This window comes from Mycolicibacterium smegmatis, assembly GCF_001457595.1.
Classification (GTDB): Bacteria; Actinomycetota; Actinomycetes; order Mycobacteriales; family Mycobacteriaceae; genus Mycobacterium; species Mycobacterium smegmatis.
The window spans coordinates 5,691,983-5,713,223 of the sequence record NZ_LN831039.1 but is presented as its reverse complement, the minus strand read 5'-3'; the positions used below and the strand labels follow the sequence as shown (position 1 = coordinate 5,713,223).

Sequence of the window (21,241 nt, the reverse complement as noted above, 5' to 3'; positions counted from 1 at the left end):
TGTGAATATCCGTACCGGTATGAAGATCGCCGCAGCAAGCACCGCAACGGCCGCCATGGCACTTGGCGCCGCGCCGCTGGCCATGGCAGAGACCGAAGCCGGTTTCGGGGAAGCGCAGGATCTGGTGGCACCGACCGGTGACACCGCCAGCGTGACGGTCACCGACATCGCTCCGAGCAGCGATCAGATCCCCACCGAGGTCGAGGGCCAGCTGTACGAGGCGACGGCCACCGTCGAGGCCAAAGAGGGCACCGTGACCCCGGTCGTCTCGAACTTCAACGCCCGCACGGCCGACGGCCAGTCATACCAGGCCCTGTTCGAGGTGCCGACGCCTGAGGGCGTCAACCCCGCACCGCTGACCGAGGGCGCGTCGACCACCGGCAAGGTGTACTTCGACGTCAAGGGTGAGGCCCCGGACAGCGTCGTGTACAGCGACGTCGGCTCCGAAGAGGTCGTCTGGACCGACGACGCGGGGCAGTGAGCCGGCCAATAACCCGAACGGGGTGAACCCCCAGCGATGAGTTTTCCTCGCGGCATCGGTCAGTACGCCAACTGACCGATGACCGTGAAGGAGACCCATCGTGCCCATCCGCTCCACCGCGCCGCTCGGCGCACCCACCTGGATCGACCTGACGACGTCTGATGTCGAGCGCGCCAAGGCTTTCTACGGCGCGGTGTTCGGGTGGACCTTCGAAACCGGAGGCCCCGAGTACGGCGGCTACGTCACCGCCCACCTCGAAGGTCATGTGGTCGCGGGTCTCATGCAGAACGACCCGCAGTGGAACACGCCCGACATTTGGACGACGTATCTGCACACCGCGGACGCCGAAGCCACGGTTGCTGCCGCCGCGGCAGCGGGCGGGAGCAACTGCGGCGGCGTCATGGACGTGCCCGAAAAAGGCCGCATGGCCATGATGTCCGACGCCGCAGGCGGATTCTTCGGGTTGTGGCAGCCCGCAGGCCACAATGGCTTCCAGGTGTTCAACGAGCCGGGCGCGCCGCTGTACCACCAGCTCACCACCGGTGACTACGCCAAGGCGTTGCAGTTCTACCGCGACGTGTTCGGCTGGACGGTCAACACCATGGCCGACACCGACGAATTCCGCTACAGCACAGCGTCCTTCGACGGCGAGGAGCTCGTCGGCGTGATGGACGGCGCAGCCTTCCTGGGCGACGCACCGTCGACTTGGACGTGCTTCTTCGGCGCCGACGACGTCGACAAGACCATCGAGTTGATCGTCGAGCACGGCGGTTCGGTGGTTCGAGCCGCCGAGGACACGCCGTACGGCAGGCTCGCGGCCGTCGCCGATCCCACCGGTGCCGGATTCAACCTGTCATCGCTGCAGGATTGAGTTAAAGATGGGGTATGGACCGCTCCCATACCCCCTACGTCAAGGCGTGCATCAACGGTGCGCGTACGCCCGATCAGCACCCGAATCTGCCCGTCACGCCTGACCAACTGGCCGATGCCGCACTGTCGGTGCATCGCGCCGGGGCGCAGGCCGTGCACCTGCATCCCAAAGCAGACGACGGCACGGATTCCCTGGAACCCGACGTGGTCGCCGCCGCGGTGTCGGCGGTGCGCCACGCCGTGCCGGGCTTCCCACTGGGGGTGACGACGGGATTCTGGGCGCTTCCGGACCCCAAGAAACGGCTGCGAACGGTCGAGGCGTGGGAAGTGTTGCCCGACTTCGCGTCGGTCAACTGGCACGAACCGGGTTCACCGGAGCTGGCCGAGTTGCTGTTGAGCAGGGGCGTGGGCGTCGAAGCCGGGTTGTTCCACGCCGACGCCGCGCGTGCGTGGGCCGCATCCGATATGGCCGCGCACTGCCTGCGCGTCATGGTCGAACTGTCGCCCGACGCCGGCACCGGCACGGCCGACGAACTCCTGGCGATCGTGACGTCGGCCGGATCGCAGGCTCCCGCGCTGTTGCACGGCCTCGACGAAAGTGCTTGGCCGCTCCTGCAACACGCCGGGCAGTGTGGCGTGCAGACCCGTATCGGGATGGAGGACACACTGCGTCTTCCCGACGGCACCGTCGCCGACGACAATGCAGCCCTGGTGACGGCCGCGGTCGAGTTGCTCAGTCGGTAGGCGCGGCCAGCGCGAAGTCGGCGAAGTCGAAACCGGGCACCACCACACAGCTCACCAGGGTGGGCTCGTCATCGCGCGGCCGGGCCCGCTGCCAGTGCCCGGGCGGCACCAGCACCTGGGGTTGCTGCCCGGTGGTGATGTCCGGGCCCAGCAGATGTGTCGTCGCAGTCTCCTGCTGTTCGCCGATCTCCAACAGCAGCGGGCTGCCGCGGTGGTGGAACCACAACTCCGCGCTGCGGACCGTGTGCCACGCCGATTGCTGGCCGGGCATCAGCAGGAACAGGATCGCCGTGCCCGCGCTGCGCGGGCCTGAGTAGCCCGCCGGAAGTGAGGTCTGGTTCACGGTCAGTTCGCTGCGCCAGGTTTCGCGGTACCAACCGCCTTCGGGATGTGGGGCGAGATCGAGCGGTGCGGCCCAGTCGGGGAGTTCGGTCACACCCGATAGTCTCGTCGCTATGGTTCGTCTGCGTCCAGGTTGGCTGGTGGCACTGTGTGCGGCGATCCTCGTGGTCACCGCATGGCTGCCGTGGCTCACCACGGGCGCCAACGGCGGCGGCCGGGCCAACGCGATCGGCGGCGCGGTCGGCAGCATGGTGCTGCCCGCCGGTTTCGGGCCGGGACAACTGATCGTGCTGCTCGGTTCGACGTTGATCGTCGCGGGCGCGATGGCTGGTCAGGGCCTCTCGGAGCGCCTCGCATCGGCTGCGGGACTGCTTATTTCGCTTGCGCTCGTGGGCCTGACCGTGTGGTACTACATGCTCAACGTCAAACCGCCGGTGAACGCGGGCTACGGTCTGTACACCGGCGGCGGCCTGGCGATCCTCGCCGCGCTGTTTTCGTTGTGGGCGTTGTTGTCGACACTGGGGAGACGATGAGTGATTTCGTGAAGCCGGTCACGCTGACCGGTAGGCGCTGGGTACAGCTGGAACCGCTGACCCGCGAACACATCCCGGAGATCGACGCGGTCGCCGCCGACGGTGAACTGGGCACCCTCTGGTACACCACGACCCCGCAGCCGGGTGCGGCCGAGCAGTGGGTCGAGCGCATGCTGAAGCTGCGCGCGGCCGATGACGGCCTGAGCTTCGTGGTGCGTGATCTCGACGGCAACCTGGTCGGCTCGTCGAGCTACCTCAACGTCGACGGCACCAACCGCAGGCTCGAGATCGGGCACACCTGGTACACCGCCGCGGCGCGCGGCACCGGCGTCAACGCCGAGGCCAAGCTGCTGTTGTTGGGCCACGCGTTCGACGAATTGAACTGCATCGCAGTCGAATTCCGCACGCACTTCTTCAACTTCGCGAGCCGGGCCGCGATCGAGCGGCTGGGCGCCAAGCAGGACGGTGTGCTGCGCAGCCACCAGATCGCGGCCGACGGTTCACGCCGTGACACCGTGGTCTACTCGATCCTCGACATCGAGTGGCCCGCAGCGCGGTCCAACCTGAATTTCAGGCTGGACCGCCGGGATCGGAATCGCTGATCTGGCCTACTGATCGTTGCTGACGGTCTCGCCTTCGACGGTGATCGACTTCTGCTCACCGCCATGCGCGATCTCGATCTTGCGCGGCTTGGCGCGTTCGACCATCGGGATCGTGACGGTCAGGACGCCGTTCTCGTAGGTCGCGGCGATCGCCGACGTGTCGATACCTTCGCCCAGCGACAGCTGGCGGCGGTAGCTGCCGAAGAACCGCTCATTGGCGAGCCACTGGGCGGATTCGTCGGAGCGTGCGGTCCGATGCGCCGAGATGGTCAGCATGCCGTTGTCGACGGTCACGTCGACCGAGCCCGGATCGACGCCCGGGAGGTCCGCGGTCAGGACGTAATGATCGTCGATCTTGCACAGGTCCATGGGCATGAACCGCGGGGTGCGCGATGACCCGGTGCCAGTCGACAGCAAACTTTTGGTCAGGGCATCCAGGTCACTGAACGGATCAAAGCGGAGCACAGCAATCCACCTCCTGTATCGCATGGGCCCGCCACCCTGGCGGGCAGCCAATCACTGTGCAACGCCGATATTAGCACTCGAGATGTGAGAGTGCTAGATCGTTTGGACCGAGTTGCCGGTGAGCGGTTCCTTGCATCGATCACACCGTAGAACAGGGTGAAATACCTGATCGCAGGCGGTGTGAGTGAGGTTGACGGCGGGGCCTTCCGGAGCGCTGAACCAACCCTGGGCCCATTGCAGTCCGGTCACCAGCACGGGCAGGAACGCCTCGCCTTTCGCTGTCAGCAGATACTCCGGCCGTTCGGGGGAGGTGGTCATGATGCCGTTCGCGCGGAAGCGTGCCAGACGATCGGACACCGAACCGGGCGGGGCCGCCAGCAACTTCTGAAACGTCGAAAACCGGGTGGTGCCGGTGAACGCCGCGACCAGGATCGCACACGCCCAGCGGTTGCCCAGCACGCTCATCGTCTGAGGGAACAGACCCGAGGGGGAGTCGCGGTCGTCGGCACCTGAGCCGGACCCAGATCGGCGGCGGGTCGTCGCCACGGGCAGCGCGCGCTGCCACCCGCCGCTCGGTCCCCAACGGGCCACCACCTCACCGGGATTCGCCTCCTTCTCGCAGGCCGAGCAGCTCAGCAGCGGGTGGAACTCCTCGCCGCAGGAGATGTGTCGCATACCGGGCAGGGCATCGCGCTGCTCGGGCACCCACCGGCGTTCCCACTCCCAGATCGACAGCAGGATCGGCCACAGGGCACGCCCACGAGCGGTCACCAGATACTCGTCGCGCGGCGGTCGGTCCTGATACCGGTGGCGCCTCAGCAAGCCGTCGGCGGTGAGGGTGCCGAGCCGGCGGGTCAGCACCGAGTTCGAGATCGGCAGCCGGGACATGAACTGCCCGTAGCGGGTTGCGCCCAGCAAGGCCTGCTGCATCACCAGCAGCGACCACTCGTCACCGAGCAGGGCGAGCATGTGCCCGACGGCGTTGGTGCCGCCGGGCGCGAGCTCCGTCGGGCCGGACGCGGTCCGCGGCTGCGGATCGTCCACTACATGCCGATCGCGGCCGCCGCGTCGTCGGAGGTGTGCCAACGCCGCAGCTCCGCACCGGAGACCCAGGTGGAGTGCGTGCCGCTGGAGATACGCTCGGGCAGAGCCAGTTTGCACACCGGCCCGTCGCCGACGCGGGCGGCGTCGAACACCAGGCAGTAGGACGCGTCATCGTTCATGTCACTGATCAGGGTAACCAGATAGCCGTCGTCCTCGCCGCTGCCGCCAACGCGGGGTGCCATCGCGGTCTCGCTGCCGTACACGCCGTCGGCGAAGGTGTACCGCTCCTCTGAACCCGTTCGCAGATCGTGGCGCACCAGACCGTCGAACAGGAACCAGCCGGGCTTGCCGGTCGCGGCGTAGATGTACCGGTAGTCCTGCGTCGCGAAATCCGGGTTGATCATGCCGAATTCGGTGAGGCTGTCCGAGAGTTGCTCCTCGCGGGTCTCACCCGTGACCAGGTTGAAGCGCCAGCGGTGCAACCGGGTCTGCATGCCGTCGAGCGACAGATACCGGAAGAAGCGCTGCCACTTGCGGCTCATGCCGTTGTCCGCCGGGTCGTCGTCGGGTTCGGGGGAGCCCTGGAAGAACCCGTCCATGACGATCTCGTCGCCGTCCTCGAAGGCGTTGGTGAAGTGCAGCACGTAGGTGGTGTCGGCCTCGAACCACTTGATGTCGCCGCCGCGGCGCGGGACGACCGCGAAGCGTGACGGCAGGTCGCGGTGCAGACGCGGGATGTGCGCGTTGTGTTTGAGGAACTCGGCGTCCCAGAACATCGGGAAATCGTTGAGGATCACGTAGTTCTCGGTGAACGCCATGTCGTGGGGCAGGCGCGGTCCGGGCAGTTCGACGTCGGTGTAGTGCACCAGGTTGTTGTTCTGGTCGACGACGCCGAAGTGCATGTACGGTGCCTGCTTGCCGTAGTTGAAGAACAGCAGTTCGCCCGTGCGGTCGTCGTTCTTGGGGTGCGCCGAGACACCCCAGTCGACCGGGAACCCGCCGTTCCAGTTCTCCTTGCCCAGCGTGTCGCCCGTGTGGGGGTTGATGCGGTACAGGTCACCGCACTGGTAGAAGCTGGTCAGCGCGACGCCGCGGTGCACGGTGACGTCGGTGCTCGACGCGTCCTTCATCAAAGTGCGTGCACCCCAGCCGTAGTCGCGCTTGGCCAGCTCGACCGGTTCGGCGATGCCCGGCCACAGCGGACCACCCTCGGCGTTCTCCTCGAGCAGTCCGTCGGTGCGGACGAACCTGTTGCGGTAGAACGCCTTACCGTCGCGGAAGCCCACCACGTGCAGCATGCCGTCACCGTCGAAGGGGTGGTAGACCTTGAATGCCGGGTGCATCGGGTTCTCCGTGTTGCGCAGGTACACCCCGTCCAGGTCGGCGGGGATCTCGCCTTCCACGACCGTCAGGTCGTCGGCGTCCCACTCGGTGGTCTGTGGGCGCCAGGCACCGGTGCGGTACGGGTGGGTGTCATCCTCGGGCAGCGTCGACAGATACTTCGCGACGACCTCGGTGTGCATGCGTTACTCCTTGCCTGCTGTGACGACAAAACTGACGGTGGTCGCGGTGCTCCCACCGAAGTTCAACGTGCCGAACGTCTTTGCGGCCTCGACCTGGTACTCGCCTGCCGAGGCGCTCACCTGCTTAGTGGCGTCGAGCAGCATCCGGACACCGGAGGCGCCAACGGGGTGACCGCCGCCGATCAGGCCGCCGCTCGGGTTGATCGGCAGCCGTCCACCGATCTCGATCTCACCGTTCTCGATGGCCTTCCACGATTCGCCCGGGCCGGTGAGCCCGATGTGGTCGATCGCCAGGTACTCGCTGGGGGTGAAGCAGTCGTGGACCTCGAAACCGTCGATGTCGTCGAGGGTCACCTGCGCCCGGCCGAACGCATCCTGCACGGCGCCGCGCACGTGGGGGAGCAGGTACGGGTCTGCGTCTGCCCGGTCGATCTTCTGCTGCAGGCCGAGCCCCACCGTGCGGTGACCCCACCCAGCGATGCGGGCCTGCGGCGTCACGCCGGGATGTGCGCGCAGCCAGCGGTCGGTCACCAGGACAACGCCCGCGCCGCCGTCGGTCATCTGGCTGCAGTCGAAGCGGCGGATGCGGCCCTCGACGACCGGATTGGTCGCGTCGTCGTCGGTCAGCGGGTCGGGAACGTTCCACGTGCGGGTCTGCGCGTTGGGGTTGCGTCGCGCGTTGGCGAAGTTCACCGCCGCGATCACGCGCAGGTGGGCGGGGTCGAGGCAGTAGCGGCGGTCGTATTCGTCGGCGACCTTCGAGAACATCCAGGGCCACATGTAGGTGGCGTCGGCGCCTTCGTGGCCGGTCCACGCCGCGGTGCCCAGGTTCGCCGCGGCGTCGTCACCGGGCACGGTCTTCTCCAGTTCCACGCCGACCACCAGTGCGGTGTCGTACGCACCGGAGCGCAGGTCGGCGATCGCCGCGAGCGCGGCGACGCTGCCCGACGCGCATGCCGCCTCGTGCCTGCTCGACGGGGTGTCCCACAGCCCCTCGTGGACGGTCGCGGGCATCGCGCCGAGGTGACCCTGCCGCGCGAACAGTTCGCCGAACGCGTTGGCCACGTGCACGACGCCGATATCGCTGGCGTCAATTTTGGCGTGCGCCAACGTGTTCTCGACGACCTCACGCGTCAAGTCCGCGAAATCGAGGTTCTCGCGGGTGAGGTTTCGGGCGAAATCACTCTGGTAGCCGCCCAGCACCCAGACGTTTTCCATGTGAGGCAGGTTACTACAACTAAGAGAGTGACTGAAGGCGTGGCATGAAAAAGCGCCGTGGCGGGGATCCGGAGATCCCCGCCACGGCGCTGCTCATCTGCGGTTCAGTGGTGGTGCTTCCAGTGGCCCTTGCCAGGGCCGGGACCGTGGCCACGCCAACCTGGGCCGGGATCGACCCAAGGCCGCACCCAACCTGGCCCTTCGACGCACGCGTACGCGTATCCATACGGCCCGCTCACGCACAGATCGGGACCGGCCGATGCGGGTGCCGCACCGATAACCGCCACACTCATCGGCACCGCGACGGCGCCGGCGCCGACCACCAAGGCCCGCATGAGTTTCGAACGGATCATTCCCCCACCTCCGGGTTACTTAGCCGTGTTTTACTCATTGCCCCCAACTGTGAACAACCTTAACGCTTTTCTTCTTGTTCCTGAAAACAGGTTTTGTCATTGTGTGGCAATAACTTTGCTCTATTCGCTGCCGTAGTAGTCACACGGCTGCAAAAGTTTGCAGTGCCGCGGGTCGTGGCTCACGCGCCTCGTGAGACTGCGATGAGTCTCACGCGGCGCGCCAGTCGGCAGTGGTAGCCGAATGCGGCCGATCCTTGCGCCGAGCGTGTCGCCATGGCGAGCTTTCGGGCCAGAACCCGCCCTCACCGCACGGTCGTCAGCGTGACCACTCCTCGGTCTGCGTGAGTCGCAACAGGTAGGCCAGTGCCGGCAGCACGATCACGCCCGCGAGGACGACCACGATCAACAACCCCGTCAGGGTCGCGTCCGCACCGGCGGCGTCGGCGATGGTCACCTCGTCGACCAGCAGCCACGGATACTGCCCGACGCCCCACCCGGTGACCACCGCCGCGACGGCCACCGCCGCGGGGATCCGGCTGATCGCGTAGCGGCGCCGGAACACGAGCCACACCGTCGCGACGCCGGCCAGCAGTGCGATCACCAAAAGCGGCGCCGCATAGGTGCGCAGGCCCGCGGTCAGGGTCGGAGCGTCGTGCGCGACGGGATAGAGGCCGGCGAACACTATGAGACCCGTGACGACGCCGACGGCCAGTGTGCGTCGTCGCAGACTGTCGGCGAGGCCGTTGTCACCCGAGCGGGCGGCGTCGGCGGTGAGGAACACTCCCGCGAGAAACACACACGTCGCCACGGCCAGAAACCCGCCGACCAGCGACGTGGGATTGAGCCACGATCCGATGCGGTCGCCGTAGCCCTCGGCCGGGACGCGTCCCGAGGCGATCGCCCCCGCGACAGTCCCCAGGAAGAACGGGCTGATCAACGACGACGCCGCGAAGATCGCACCGAACAGTCGCGCCTGCGACACCGTCGCCGAATACTTGCGGAACGCGAAACTGGCGCCGCGCAGGACGATTCCCGTCAACGCCAGGGCCAGCGGGATGAACAGTGTTGTCGTCGCCGCGGCGAACGTCCGCGGAAAACCCGTCCACCAGATCACCAGGATGTAGATCAGCCATACGTGGTTGGCCTCCCACACCGGGCCGATGCTGTGGTCCACGAGTGTGCGTACCTTGGCCCCGCTGCGGGCGTCGCCTGCGGTGAGATCGTAGAAACCGGAGCCGAAGTCGGCGCCGGCGAACAGCGCGTAGATGACGACCCCCAGGAACATCGCCATCGCGACGAAGGTGGCCTGCGTCATGACCGGGCCTCCGTGCGCGGTGGTCCGTAAGGGCTGGGCAGGTCGGTTTCCCCGGCCCGCCACCGCCGCGCCATCGACCGCAGGACGACGACGGCGCCGATGGTCATGCCGAGGTAGACGACAAGCACGATGACGTAACTCCACCACAGGCCGCTGCTCTGGCTCGCCGCCTCCGTCGTCGTCAGCACTTTCCACACCGTCCACGGCTGACGTCCTACTTCGGTTGCCACCCAACCGGATTCGACCGCCAGGACGGCCAGGGGGCCGGTGATCACGCTCAGCCGCAGAAACCACCGGTTCGCCAGCAGGTCCCGGCCGCGCCACCGCGCCAGCCAGTACACCACCGCGACGGCCGCCAGCAGTGTGCCGATGCCGACCATCGACTGGAACGCCAGATGCGTGATGTTGACCGGTGGCCACTCCGAACGGGGGACCCCGTCCAGCCCGGGCACCGGTGCGTCCAGCGAGTTGCGCGCGATGATCGAACCGAGCCGTGGGATGGTCAGCGCCCAGTGCACCTCTCCGTCGATCAGCACGCCACCCAGGCGCAGCGGTGCCGGGCCCTCGGTGGTCTGGGCCAGTTCGAACGCCGCGAGCTTCGCGGGTTGGGTGTCGTGGATCCGCATACCCAGCACGTGCCCGATCAACGGTTGCGCGACGGCGGCCACCGAGGCAAATGTGAACGGCACGGCGAAGCCCAGCCGGTGGTGGGTGTCGACGCGCCCCCGCAGCATGCCGAACGCATACACACCGGACACCACGAGTCCGACGAGCATGAACGCCGCGACCCACATGTGCGCGAACTGCAGCCACACACCGCTGTTGAACATCGCGCGCCACGGGTCGATGTCGACCACCTCGCCGTTCACGATCCGGAAGCCCGCCGGGTTGTTCATCCACGCGTTGACCGAGACGACGCAGAACGTGCCGACGATGCCGGCGAGGCCCATCGGGATGAGCGTCAGCAGGTGCCGCCGCGGCGGCATACGTCCCCACCCGTACAAATAGATGCCGAGGAAGATCGCCTCGACGAAGAACGACAGGCCCTCGAAAGCGAACGGCAGGCCCAACACGTCGCCGAAGCGTCCCATCAGGCCCGGCCACAGCAGGCCCATCTCGAAGCTCAGGACCGTGCCGGACACGGCGCCGATCGCGAACAGCACCGCCGAGACCTTCGCCCAGCGCTGCGCCAGCCCCAGGGCGACGGCGTCGTCACGCACGATGCCTCGACGGTGCACGACGAAGATCATGGTCGGGAACGCCACCCCGAAACACGCCAGCACGATGTGCCAGCCCAGTGAGAACGCCATCTGCTGTCGTGCGGGCAGCAGGCCCGGCGGCTCGCCGTCGGCCGCGAGCAGAAGCAGGGTTTCGGTGAACACCATGCTGACGAGTGCCCCGCAGAGGTCGGAATCAACCCGCCGAACAGCAGGTGTCGCCCTTCCACGCTTCGAGGCCTTCCCGGACCGCCACCGCGGCGATCACCAGGCCTGCGATCGGGTCCGCCCATGACCATCCGAAGATGCTGTTGAGCAGCAGGCCGACGAGCAGCACCGCCGACAGATAGGTGCACAGCAGCGTCTGCTTCGAATCCGCCACGGCCGACAGCGATCCGAGTTCGCGGCCGGCCCGTCGCTGCGCGTACGACAGCACCGGCATGATCACCAAGCTGAGCGCGGCCAGCGCGATGCCGATGGTCGAATGTTGTGCCTCCCCGATGCCGAGCAGCGATCGGATGGCGTCGACCGCGACGTAGGTGGCCAGGCCGAAGAACGAGAACGCGACGATCCGCAGGGCCACCTTTTCCCGCGCTTCGGGGTCGCGGCCGGCGAACTGCCACGCCACTGCCGCCGCCGACGACACCTCGATGACGGAGTCGAGGCCGAACCCGATGAGTGCGGTCGAACTCACCCGTGCGCCTTCCGTCAGCGCCACGACGGCCTCGATGACGTTGTAGGTGATGGTGGCGGCGACGAACATCCGGATACGTCGTGCCAGCACCGCGCGTCGAGTCGGCGTCAACTTGCTGGTGTCGGCCATCATCCGCATCCGCACACGGCGCCATCGGGGCCGACGCATCGGCACTCCGGATCCACGTCCAAGACGAGGCCCATGAGGTCGTCGAGAGCCCGACCGATGCGCGCGTCGGCCAGCTCATAGCGAGTCCGCCTGCCTTCGGGAACGGCGACCACCAGGCCACATCCACGCAGGCAAGCCAGGTGATTGGAGAGTGTCTGCCGCGAGACGCCGAGCTGTTCGGCCAGGTCGGCGGGATAGTTCGGGGACTCGTTGAGGCTCAGCAGGATGCGGGTGCGGGTGACGTCCGACAGCGCGTGGCCGAATCGTGCGAGCGCGTCGGTGTGCAAGGCGGTCTGCATGCGCCGACAGTACATCTATTTCTGAATTCAGAAAATGGTGTACTGCAGCATCCGCTATTCGCCGTCCGGCAGTCGGCACAGGCGGCGCACCGCGAGGAGACCCTCGGGCGTTCCGGGCCAGTGCTCGGACAGCGCCGCCGGGCCGGCTCTTCGGGTCACCGAGCGCAGGGCGAGGGCGACGACGATCGCGTCGTCGGCGTAGCCGAGCACAGGGACGAAATCCGGGATGAGATCGAAGGGTAACACGAGGTAACCCAGCAACAGTGCCAGACGGACGCGGACACCCCTCGGCAACGTCGGGTCCGCAGCGAGCCGCTTGAACAGTCGCAACAGATCGGGAAGCAGGCGCATCGCATCCCGCAGGCTGACGTCGTCCGGTTTGGTCGCCCACAAGACGACCACCAATGCGAGCCACAGGAGGGCGAGGCCCAGGACCACTCCGATGGCGATCGACCACCACTCAGGCCACATGAATCCATCTTGGTACAGGGTGCCCCCGGCAGGATTCGAACCTGCGACACCGGCTTTGAAAGCGATGGTTGCCGGTGACTGCCGACGAATCAGCGATATTTGGCCTTGACCTGGGCGAATCGCGTGTAATAGATGCCGATGATTCGATCCAAATGCGGTTGCTATCTGGTTGTAAACGAATGAATGAACAATGAGTCGGCAGTGGTTGGTGCCACTCAGGACGTCCAAGTCGCCTGTCCAAACCTGTCTACGTTGTTTGCTGAGGACGCATTCGTGTCGATGTCGTGTCGGAAGTACATGCCGTCGCGGCCTGGCACCGATCGATACCAGTAGCAAACGCTTCCGTGATCGACTTATCGCCATGCACCCATCGTTCTCCGGCCAATGCCAGCGGGATCTGGGGCTAGTCCCAGTATTCCGCCGCGTACATGAATAGGCCCCAGCTGAAGCCGGCGCCGTAACGCCGCCCATCCCATTGGAATTCGTACTCTTCATATGCTGGCAGCAGCTCATGAAACAGGGGCCATTGTTCGCCTCCCGTCATGGGTCCGAAGTGGCCGATGAACTCGGTGGCATCGACGCTCCACAGCGCTAATTCTCTTGGTGAATTGGGCAAGTCCGAGCGGTTCCGAACATGCCGATACCGTGCCGACTCAAGTAGTCCCGCATCGTTCGCCGCCGCTTCGAAGTCGAAGTTGGGCCATAGGATGCTGGAGAATCCGAACGACCTAGCGGTGTCTGCTCGTGCGCCCAGAGATTCCTTGAGAACGGAATACCGTGAGGCTTCGTCGCCGAGTGATTCGGCGAGCTGCCGGTGCACACGTTCTGCGTCCTTGACTGAAAACCCGTGGCTAGACAACGTGGCTCGCAGTTGGTCCTTCTTGTTTGTCATGCGATTCCGCATGGTCATCAACACATAAACTTCGAAGTTGAGAACCGGATCGGCCGAAACTGCATTCATGGCATACCCTTTCGTCATCTCGGCAAGTACTGAGTCACGTCCACGCCACGTAGCACCGTGACAGAACCATCTGGGAACACCTTCATCACGTCGGTTTGGCGGATGTTGGCAGGCAGGACGATGATTGAACCGTCTGGCATCTTCGATGTTCCACCTGTCTCGCCCCAGATTCGTGCGGCGGCGATGTCTGTCGCCCGAGCAGCATCGGCCTGATTGAGATGCAATCCTGTCATTCGCTCCGCTAACGCGTCTGCCCGGGTTCCTGGTGGGAAAGTTGCGATTTCCGCGCCGATTTGTGTGGCAGTCGCGGTCAGGTCCCCGCCTGAGCTAGTGCTGGACGGCGCCTCACCTGGGTGGATGCCGAAGTCGGCGAGCCTGGCTCTGAGTGCGGCCTCCTGGCCCTGCAGGAATGCTAGTTCTTGTTGGCAGGCGGCGTATTGCGGCGGCGGGAGTGGCCCGACGATATTTACGGCGCATCGAGAGTTGTAGGAAGCGATGTCTGTTTGAAGCTTCTCCCACGCCGCAAGTGCCTGCTCTTTGGTGAGCAGATCGTCAAACGGTGACTGCTTGAAACCATCGCCGAAACTGGCAGCCCGGATCGTGCCTTCTGGTTCGTCGTCGAACCTAACTCCGTTCAGCTCAGCGGCTTTCGCGGTGAGCCGCCGACCGATCAGCGTGTCGGTCGCCAAGAGCTGGTTGGCGTTCCACTGGATGTTCTCAGCGTGCTCGCGGGCGGCGGTGTAGCGCGCGGCCATTGTGGACACATCGACGCGGCTGGTGTCGCGCACGGACAGGTCCTCGTTGACTTCGAACCCATCGGCTTCGGCGTCGCTGATCGACTGCAGCGCATCACGTTTGGCAGCGCTGATATCAGCGGAGCTGTTCTCGGCGAGGTCGGCAGCCGAGCGCGCGATGTCACCGGCTGCGCGCACCGTATTGAGGTTTTGGGTGGCGCGCTCAAGCGCGGCGTCTTTCGCGTCCCCTTCCCATTCGGTGCCACCTGGGGCCAGAACATGCTGACGCAACTGCTCGAAGTGCCCTTCCAGCTCGGTCGCTGTGGCCCGCCACCGGGCGGTCGCGTTCTCGAGGTGGGTCGTATCCCAGGATTCGATCCGAGACCGTGACAGGCCTTCGCCGCCCTCAGCTGGTGTTGCTGTCGGGCTCATATCGTCCGAGTGACGCGATCGGCCGCAGCGTCGTCGGCATGAACGTAGAGCGCGTTACCGATGTGCAGATCGCTGCCCTGTCTGCCAGCTTGACGGGTCGCATGCGCACGTATCGAGGCCAGCGCGGCGTTCACCGGCCTGACTCGGCTGCACACCCGCGGCCGGAGAGTTCACCGCGCCCGCCGCGGCCAACGCCTCAGCGATATCCACACTGCCGACCGCAGCCGCCGCCAAACCGTCACCATCAACCGAAAGGTGATCAGACATCTCCGTGCCCCCTCGACACCCGAATATGAGCCGCAGGCTACCACCCAAACACTGCGCAGCAACGAGACAGACGGCGACACCATCGACGGCGCGAGGGGTGATGGGTCGAATAACCGCTGGTAACCGCACCGGCGTGCGGAGTGGGTTCGCCGTTTCAGGCAAACATCCGATTGGCACCCGCACGGTCCCTCTGCCGACGTTCGACTCCGCCGTCCTGGCCGCGCGGCACAGTCGCCCATACCTGGGGGAGCAGTCGATGATCTTCCCGTCGACTGCCGGCACGTGGCGCGACCCGGACAACTTTCGGGCCCGGTGGCGCGAGGTCAGGGCCGCCTGGGCGTGCCGGATGCCACCAGCCACAGCTCCGCAAGACGGTCGCCACTCTGATCGATGACGAGTGCCTGTCGCGCGCATCGGTGCTGATCACCTTGGGCACTCGCGTATCTCGATGACGCAGGACAAGCACATGGCGCGTGGGCGGGTGCACACCGTCGTGGCCGATCTTCTGGACCGAACCATAAACGATGAATAAACGATGGATCGTGGTTATTCAGAATGGCTAGATACCATGTCTGACCTGTGCCCCCGGCAGGATTCGAACCTGCGACACCGGCTTTAGGAGAGCCGTGCTCTATCCCCTGAGCTACGAGGGCGTGCGGCCGCGAAGGCTGCGGGCACAGCGTACCGCCCAACTCCCACGCGACGCTGGCAGGGGAGCGGCACGGCGCGGGGTTCAGCGCTTGCGCGTGGCCTTCCCCGCAGACCCGCGGTCCGGTGTGGGCCAGCTCGACAACGCCTGGTCGATGATCGCGTCGAGGGTTTCCCTGCTGAACCCGGCCTTGGCCTGGACGGCCATCCCGTGCAGCACGGTCATGAGGAACGCCGCCAGCGCTGCCGGGTTGGCGGATTTCGGCAGGTCGCCCGTCGCGTGAGCGTCCTCGAAGCGTGCCCGCAGGGAGGCCTCGCCGGACGCTCGGGCGTCGACCAGCGCGCGCCGGATCGGCTCGGAGTCGTCGGTGCCGACGAGGCAGCCCTGTACACCGAGGCAGCCCGTGTGGTCCGGGTAGCGGGTGTTGAGGTCGGCGGCGGACCGCAGGAGGTGTTCGGCGACCTCGCGTGACGTCGGCTGTTCGAGCGCGACGGGGATGAAGTCCATGTAGCGCTCGTAGTAGCGATCGAGCGCACGCAGGAACAGTGCCTCTTTGTTGCCGAACGCCGAGTACAGCGCCGGCCGCTCGACACCGGTGGCCTGCGTCAGATCGCTGTACGACGCGCCTTCGTACCCTTTGCGCCAGAACACACACAGCGCAGCGTCCAGCGCCTTGTCCACATCGAACTCGCGATGACGTCCCACCAGATCGGCCCAGCCTTTTCGTAACGACCGGTAATAAAACTACCACTGGCGGGACGGCACCGATCAGATCTGGTAGCCGCCGCTGACCTCCAGCACGGTGCCGGTGATGTAGCCGGCGTCGGGCCCGGCGAGGAAGCAGACCGACGCCGCCACCTCCTCGACGGTCGCGATGCGCCGGATCGCGTGCAGGTCCATGACCGCGTCGGGCAGATTGGCGGCGGCCTCGCTGGCCATGTCGGTCGGCATGATGCCCGGCTGGACGACGTTGACGGTGATGTTGCGCGGGCCCAGGTCACGCCCAACGCCCTTGGCGTAGCCGAGGATTGCGGCCTTGGTGCCGGCGTAGTCCGCCACGCCGGGAAACGCGACGCGGGTGCCGAAGCCGGTTCCGATGAAGACGATGCGACCGCCGTCGGACAGTTTCTGCGCGGCGGCACGCGTGACCGCCACGGTACCGAGGACGTTGACGTGCCACTGCCGGTCGAACTCCTCGGCGTCGAGCGTCGGATCGTCAACAGTCTTGCCCTGCACGGCGATTGCGGCGTTGTTCACCAGGATGTCGAGCCTGCCGAAGTGGTCGATCACGGCGTCGACGAGGGGCTTGGCGGCGGTCACGTCGGCCTGATCGCTCTTGACCGCCAACCCGCGGACGCCTTTGGCCTTCAGTCGCTCGACCACCGCCTGTGCTTTGGCATCGGAGGCGACGTAACTGATGGCCACGTCGGCCCCGCGGTCGGCGAGTGCTTCGGCGGTGGCGGCGCCCAGGCCTCGAGATCCTCCGGTGGCCAGGGCGACCTTGCCCAACAACGTTTTCGACATGGGGAACCTCTCGTCAGGGCCAACGGCCGATTTCATACTGATCGTTACCGCAACAGTTGGTATGAAAAATCCGCAACGGGTTCACGCAGTAGTTTTCACGTCAACTATTTTCGGGAGACCGTCGAGGAGCCTCCGCCCACACTCAGGCCTAAATACTGACGCGAAATCTGCGCGTTATGCCCGTGATCGGAGCATGGCGGCGCTATGGTCAGCGACCATGTCCGCTGCTACAGTGATTGCACCATCAACTAATGGTGCGCCGCGCTGATGGAAGGGGTGGAATGGCTCAGTGCCGCTGAGTACGAGATGTGGCGTGGATATCTCGACAGCACTCGGCTGCTGTTGCGGGCACTGGACCGTCAGCTGGAGGTCGACGCCGGAATCTCTTTCGCAGATTTCGAAGTGCTGGCGCTGTTGTCCGAGGCGCCCGAGCGTCGACTGCGGATGAGTGAGATCGCCGACGCCGCGATGACGACCCGCAGCGGCGTGACGCGGGCGGTGAACCGGCTGGCGGACGCCGGGTGGTTGCGCCGCGTCGAATGCGATGAAGACAAGAGAGGCTGGTACGCCGAGCTCACCGAAGCCGGGTTCGCGAAAGTCCGGTCGTCCGCGCCGGTGCATGTGGCGGCCGTGCGACGCAACGTGTTCGACCTGCTCAGCCCGCGCGACATCAGGCTGTTCACGCACGCCTACTCCGAGATCCGTGCCCACCTACTGAACGAGGCCGACGACCAACCCTGAGGAGCAGCCGATGACTTTGGAGTCGACAGCCCGCGACGTGCAGTTGGCGTCCCTGGCCGACCTGCCCGACAACACCCCGTTCGCCGCAAATGTCGCGGGCGTCGACCTCGTGCTCATCCGGCGCGGTGGGGACGTCAAAGCGTTGTACGGCCGCTGCGCACATCGCGGCGTCCTTCTCGCAGACGGGCACATCGACGGTGACACCGTCGTGTGCGACGTGCACGGCTGGCGGTACAACGTCGAGACCGGCATCTCACCGGTCAACCCCGCGGTCGCGTTGGCGACGTTTCCGGTCCAAATCCGTGACGGGGCCGTGTACGTCGACGTATCCGCGATCTCCGAATTCGCGAATGCCAATCCGCAACCGTATGGCGACGACGGTTACCAGGGCAGGTGGGCAACGCCGGCCAACACCGCGGAAGAGCCGTTCAACACCGACATCCATGAACTCGCCACACACGGACTGAGCAGGGTGGGCAAGCACGGGCCCTCGGCGGCAATGGGGGTATCACGCACCGAACTTCCCTCGTGGGATTCGATCCAGCTGGTGACCGCACAGTTGGCGCGGCTACCGCTGCTCGACCAGGAGCCCGTCAGCACCGAGACCGTCATCGGCCCCGGGGCCAAACGCCCACTGGTCCTCGACATTCCGCTGTTCGTCAGTGACATGAGTTTCGGTGCGCTGTCCGAGGAGGCCAAGACGGCGCTCGCAGCGGGGGCCGAACTCGCCGGCACCGGAATCTGCTCCGGCGAGGGCGGCATGCTCCCCGAAGAGCAACAAGAGAATTCGCGGTACTTCTACGAACTCGCATCCGGCCGGTTCGGGTGGAGCTTCGAACACCTCCACAAAGTTCAGGCATTCCACTTCAAGGGCGGACAGGGCGCCAAAACCGGTACCGGCGGGCATCTTCCGGGCAGCAAAGTGGTGGGAAAGATCGCTGACGTGCGCGGCTTACCACCCGGTACATCGGCGATCTCCCCGGCCCGGTTTCCGGACTGGACGTCTCTGGCCGAGTACCGCGACTTCGCCGCGCAGGTCCGCGACATCTCAGGCGGAATTCCGGTGGGCTACAAGCTCAGTGCCCAACACATCGAGCGCGATCTGGACGCCGCTCTTGAGATCGGCGTCGACTACGTCATCCTCGACGGCCGCGGCGGCGGCACGGGCTCAGCGCCGACGATCTTCCGCGACAACATCTCCGTACCCACCATTCCGGCGCTGGCCCGGGCCCGGCGACACCTCGACCGCAGCGAGAGTCGGATCACCCTGGCCGTCACAGGCGGCATCCGCACCCCCGCGGACATGGTCAAGGCGCTGGCGTTGGGGGCTGACGCGATCGGCGTGGCGAACAGCGCGATTCAAGCCATCGGCTGCGTCGGCATGCGCGCCTGCCACACCAACGCCTGCCCCGCAGGCATCGCCACCCAGGACCCGCACCTGCGCGCCCGCCTGCCGGTGCGGCAGGCCGCCGAACGCCTGAACCGGTACCTGCGTTCGGCGGTGGACCTGATGGTGGTGCTCGCGCGCGCCTGCGGACACCACCGTCTTGCCGAATTCACGCTCGATGATCTGACGACGTTCGACCGCGACTTCGCATACCTCAGCGGGGTCCCGTACGGAGGAGTGACACCGCTGTGACTGTTGAGGAAGCCGGCCAGGAACTCGAGTGGCACAGGGTCGCCGACCACGATGAACTCGATGAAGGTCAGGTGTCCGCGTGCCCCGCTGGACGAAAGACGGTGGCGCTGACGAAGCTCAACGGCCGGTACGGCGCCATCGACAACCGCTGTCCGCATCAAGGCGGACCGCTCGGACAGGGGACGCTCGAGAACGACAAAATCCGTTGCCCGTGGCACGGTTTCGACTTCGACCCGTTCACAGGCGAGGCCGCGGGTGGTCCGGACTTCAACGTCACGACGTATCCGGTCGACGTCCGGGACGATGGGATCTATGTCGGCGCGCCGCCGCCAGCACCTGCCGCGCGCACCGTCAGCGACGTCTTGGTCGAGACGATGACCAACTGGGGTGTCGACACGGTTTTCGGAATGGTCGGTCACTCCAACCTGGGGCTCGCCGAAGCCATGCACCGCGCCGAGAACGCGGGGAAGCTGCGGTATTTCGGCATCCGACATGAAGGCGCGGCCGCGTTCGCGGCGTCGGCCTACGGCAAGCTCACCGGCCGGCCGGCGGCCTGCTTCGGCATTGCCGGGCCCGGTTCGACGAACCTGCTCACCGGGCTGTACGACGCCAAAGCCGACCGGGCACCCGTGTTGGCCCTGTCCGGAAACGTCGAATCCGCGGTCGCGGGCAAAGGCGCCTTCCAGGACATCGACCTCCTGGCGGCCTTCGCCGACGTCGCGGTCTACTCGGAGATGGTGCGCGACGGCTCCGAACATGCCGAGCTGATGACCATGGCGCTCAAGCACGCCATCCTCGAACGCGGCGTCGCCCACCTGGTGGTGCCCGACGAAGTGCAGGTCATCCAGTCCGACCGACGGTCGTCCGGGCCCGAGGGCCGGATGCCCGACCTGCGGGTGGCGCCCCCGTCGACACCACTGGAGCGGGCACTCGACCGCATCGCAGCGGCAACTCGCCCGGCGGTCATCGTCGGTGCCGGTGCGAAATTCGACATGGCGGCCATCGTCGCGCTGGCCGAGCGCCTCCACGCCCCGGTGCTCACCACCTTCAAGGCCAAAGGCCAGATCGCGGATGATCATCCGCTGGCGTGCGGTGCGCTGGGCCGATCCGGGACCCCGGTTGCGTCGTGGATGATGAACAAGGCCGATCTGCTGGTGGTGTTCGGGGCGTCGTTCTCCAATCACACGGGCATATCGCCGTACAAGCCGGTCATCCAGGTCGATACCGACCCGCTGGTGCTTGGCCGGTTCAACCCCGTGGCTGTGCCGGTGCTCGGTGACGTGGGCGTGACCGCGTCGGCCCTGACACAGCGTCTGCGCACGCATCCGGATCTGGTCGACCAACGCGCCGAGATCGCTGAGCGGTGGTCGGTGTGGCGGACCGAGAAGGCCCGGCGGGCCACCAAGCAGCCCGGTGGGCGGATCGCTGCCGCGACAGTCTTCGACGAACTCGGCCGCCTCGTGCCGGCCGGCGCCGTGCTCACGGTTGACGTGGGCAACCACGCCTACTCGTTCGGGCGGTACTTCGAGACCAAAGACGAACAGACCGTGCTGATGTCGGGCTACCTCGGCTCCATCGGTTTCGGTTTCCCCGCCGCGATGGGGGCGTGGGCTGCCGCGCCCGATCGACCGATCGTTGCCGTGACCGGCGACGGTGGGTTCGGCCAATACCTCGCCGATTTCACGACCGCGGTCAAGTACGGCATGAACATCACCCACATCCTGTTGAACAACGGCGAGCTCGGCAAGATCACCCAGGAGCAACGCAGTTCTGAATACGAGGTGTGGCAGACCTCGCTGCTCAATCCGGACTTCGCCGCGTATGCGCGGGATTGCGGCGCGTACGGGAACCAGGTCATCAGCCACACCGAACTGGGTACCGTCATCGCCGAGGCGCTCGCCCACCCTGGTCCGGCGTTGGTCGAGATAATCACCGACGCTTGGTCGAACTAGAAC

23 protein-coding genes and 1 tRNA gene are annotated in these 21,241 nt (G+C 66.2%); 8 read left to right on the top strand and 16 right to left on the bottom strand.

What is annotated here, in order from left to right; all coding sequences use genetic code 11:
- Position 1 precedes the first annotated feature (1 nt).
- From AT701_RS27495 to AT701_RS27485, 3 genes are all read left to right on the top strand, one after another.
- Positions 2-481: an MPT63 family protein gene (locus tag AT701_RS27495; protein ID WP_058126973.1), complete on the top strand. Its 480-nt coding sequence runs from the start codon at positions 2-4 to the stop codon at positions 479-481.
- Positions 482-581: 100 nt separating this feature from the next.
- Positions 582-1,352 (top strand): VOC family protein, encoded by a 771-nt coding sequence (locus AT701_RS27490; protein ID WP_058126972.1) that lies wholly within the window; start codon positions 582-584, stop codon positions 1,350-1,352.
- Between the two features lie 14 nt (positions 1,353-1,366).
- Positions 1,367-2,095: a 3-keto-5-aminohexanoate cleavage protein gene (locus AT701_RS27485; protein WP_011730656.1), complete on the top strand. Its 729-nt coding sequence runs from the start codon at positions 1,367-1,369 to the stop codon at positions 2,093-2,095.
- Here the strand turns inward: AT701_RS27485 and AT701_RS27480 are convergent.
- Positions 2,085-2,531, bottom strand: coding sequence for a cupin domain-containing protein (locus AT701_RS27480; RefSeq protein ID WP_003897021.1), 447 nt, complete (start codon positions 2,529-2,531; stop codon positions 2,085-2,087). The two genes, AT701_RS27485 and AT701_RS27480, sit on opposite strands and share 11 nt — an antisense overlap.
- Positions 2,532-2,550: 19 nt before the next feature.
- Here AT701_RS27480 and AT701_RS27475 point away from each other — a divergent pair, with 19 nt between their 5' ends.
- Complete coding sequence (locus AT701_RS27475) at positions 2,551-2,970, top strand: hypothetical protein (protein WP_014878404.1); 420 nt, start codon at positions 2,551-2,553, stop codon at positions 2,968-2,970.
- The gene (locus AT701_RS27470) at positions 2,967-3,572 is read left to right on the top strand and encodes a GNAT family N-acetyltransferase (protein ID WP_014878403.1); all 606 of its coding nucleotides are present in this window, start codon (positions 2,967-2,969) and stop codon (positions 3,570-3,572) included. Before AT701_RS27475 ends, AT701_RS27470 begins: the two co-directional genes overlap by 4 nt.
- A 6-nt stretch (positions 3,573-3,578) precedes the next feature.
- On the opposite strand, the gene AT701_RS27465 is transcribed toward AT701_RS27470, so the two are convergent.
- The 15 genes from AT701_RS27465 to AT701_RS27390 form a co-directional block, all read right to left on the bottom strand.
- Positions 3,579-4,037, bottom strand: a complete 459-nt coding sequence (locus AT701_RS27465) for an Hsp20/alpha crystallin family protein (protein WP_058126971.1) — start codon at positions 4,035-4,037, stop codon at positions 3,579-3,581.
- Between the two features lie 93 nt (positions 4,038-4,130).
- Positions 4,131-5,081 (bottom strand): winged helix-turn-helix transcriptional regulator, encoded by a 951-nt coding sequence (locus tag AT701_RS27460; protein ID WP_003897017.1) that lies wholly within the window; start codon positions 5,079-5,081, stop codon positions 4,131-4,133.
- Positions 5,081-6,604: a carotenoid oxygenase family protein gene (locus AT701_RS27455; RefSeq protein ID WP_011730653.1), complete on the bottom strand. Its 1,524-nt coding sequence runs from the start codon at positions 6,602-6,604 to the stop codon at positions 5,081-5,083. The genes AT701_RS27460 and AT701_RS27455 overlap by 1 nt, the downstream gene beginning before the upstream one ends.
- 3 nt (positions 6,605-6,607) lie before the next feature.
- A complete protein-coding gene (locus tag AT701_RS27450; RefSeq protein WP_058126970.1) occupies positions 6,608-7,822 on the bottom strand; it encodes an acetyl-CoA acetyltransferase in 1,215 nt (404 codons plus the stop codon).
- A 104-nt stretch (positions 7,823-7,926) separates the two neighbouring features.
- The gene (locus AT701_RS27445) at positions 7,927-8,175 is read right to left on the bottom strand and encodes a hypothetical protein (RefSeq protein ID WP_003897014.1); all 249 of its coding nucleotides are present in this window, start codon (positions 8,173-8,175) and stop codon (positions 7,927-7,929) included.
- A 316-nt stretch (positions 8,176-8,491) separates the two neighbouring features.
- The gene (locus AT701_RS27440) at positions 8,492-9,490 is read right to left on the bottom strand and encodes a cytochrome d ubiquinol oxidase subunit II (protein WP_003897013.1); all 999 of its coding nucleotides are present in this window, start codon (positions 9,488-9,490) and stop codon (positions 8,492-8,494) included.
- Positions 9,487-10,875, bottom strand: a complete 1,389-nt coding sequence (locus AT701_RS27435; protein ID WP_058126969.1) for a cytochrome ubiquinol oxidase subunit I — start codon at positions 10,873-10,875, stop codon at positions 9,487-9,489. The genes AT701_RS27440 and AT701_RS27435 overlap by 4 nt, the downstream gene beginning before the upstream one ends.
- Before the next feature lie 28 nt (positions 10,876-10,903).
- On the bottom strand, positions 10,904-11,533 hold the full coding sequence (locus AT701_RS27430; protein ID WP_014878401.1) for a cation efflux transmembrane domain-containing protein: 630 nt from the start codon (positions 11,531-11,533) through the stop codon (positions 10,904-10,906).
- Positions 11,530-11,868, bottom strand: coding sequence for an ArsR/SmtB family transcription factor (locus AT701_RS27425; RefSeq protein WP_003897009.1), 339 nt, complete (start codon positions 11,866-11,868; stop codon positions 11,530-11,532). The genes AT701_RS27430 and AT701_RS27425 overlap by 4 nt, the downstream gene beginning before the upstream one ends.
- A gap of 54 nt (positions 11,869-11,922) precedes the next feature.
- On the bottom strand, positions 11,923-12,339 hold the full coding sequence (locus tag AT701_RS27420) for a YkvA family protein (RefSeq protein ID WP_003897008.1): 417 nt from the start codon (positions 12,337-12,339) through the stop codon (positions 11,923-11,925).
- 403 nt (positions 12,340-12,742) lie between these two features.
- Complete coding sequence (locus tag AT701_RS27415; RefSeq protein ID WP_162267878.1) at positions 12,743-13,318, bottom strand: hypothetical protein; 576 nt, start codon at positions 13,316-13,318, stop codon at positions 12,743-12,745.
- On the bottom strand, positions 13,315-14,466 hold the full coding sequence (locus AT701_RS27410) for a WXG100 family type VII secretion target (protein WP_011730648.1): 1,152 nt from the start codon (positions 14,464-14,466) through the stop codon (positions 13,315-13,317). The genes AT701_RS27415 and AT701_RS27410 overlap by 4 nt, the downstream gene beginning before the upstream one ends.
- Before the next feature lie 847 nt (positions 14,467-15,313).
- Positions 15,314-15,386 (bottom strand) — tRNA-Arg (locus AT701_RS27400).
- 80 nt (positions 15,387-15,466) lie between these two features.
- The gene (locus tag AT701_RS27395; protein WP_003897004.1) at positions 15,467-16,087 is read right to left on the bottom strand and encodes a TetR/AcrR family transcriptional regulator; all 621 of its coding nucleotides are present in this window, start codon (positions 16,085-16,087) and stop codon (positions 15,467-15,469) included.
- Positions 16,088-16,150: 63 nt separating this feature from the next.
- A complete protein-coding gene (locus AT701_RS27390) occupies positions 16,151-16,906 on the bottom strand; it encodes an SDR family NAD(P)-dependent oxidoreductase (RefSeq protein ID WP_003897003.1) in 756 nt (251 codons plus the stop codon).
- 267 nt (positions 16,907-17,173) lie between these two features.
- Here AT701_RS27390 and AT701_RS27385 point away from each other — a divergent pair, with 267 nt between their 5' ends.
- The 3 genes from AT701_RS27385 to AT701_RS27375 are packed head-to-tail and all read left to right on the top strand — an operon-like array spanning position 17,174 to position 21,238.
- On the top strand, positions 17,174-17,647 hold the full coding sequence (locus AT701_RS27385; protein WP_003897002.1) for a MarR family winged helix-turn-helix transcriptional regulator: 474 nt from the start codon (positions 17,174-17,176) through the stop codon (positions 17,645-17,647).
- 10 nt (positions 17,648-17,657) lie between these two features.
- Positions 17,658-19,286 carry a glutamate synthase-related protein gene (locus AT701_RS27380; protein WP_029104511.1) on the top strand — a complete coding sequence of 543 codons (1,629 nt, stop codon included), beginning with the start codon at positions 17,658-17,660 and terminating at the stop codon, positions 19,284-19,286.
- Positions 19,283-21,238, top strand: a complete 1,956-nt coding sequence (locus AT701_RS27375; RefSeq protein WP_011730645.1) for a thiamine pyrophosphate-dependent enzyme — start codon at positions 19,283-19,285, stop codon at positions 21,236-21,238. The genes AT701_RS27380 and AT701_RS27375 overlap by 4 nt, the downstream gene beginning before the upstream one ends.
- The last annotated feature ends 3 nt before the right edge of the window (positions 21,239-21,241 follow it).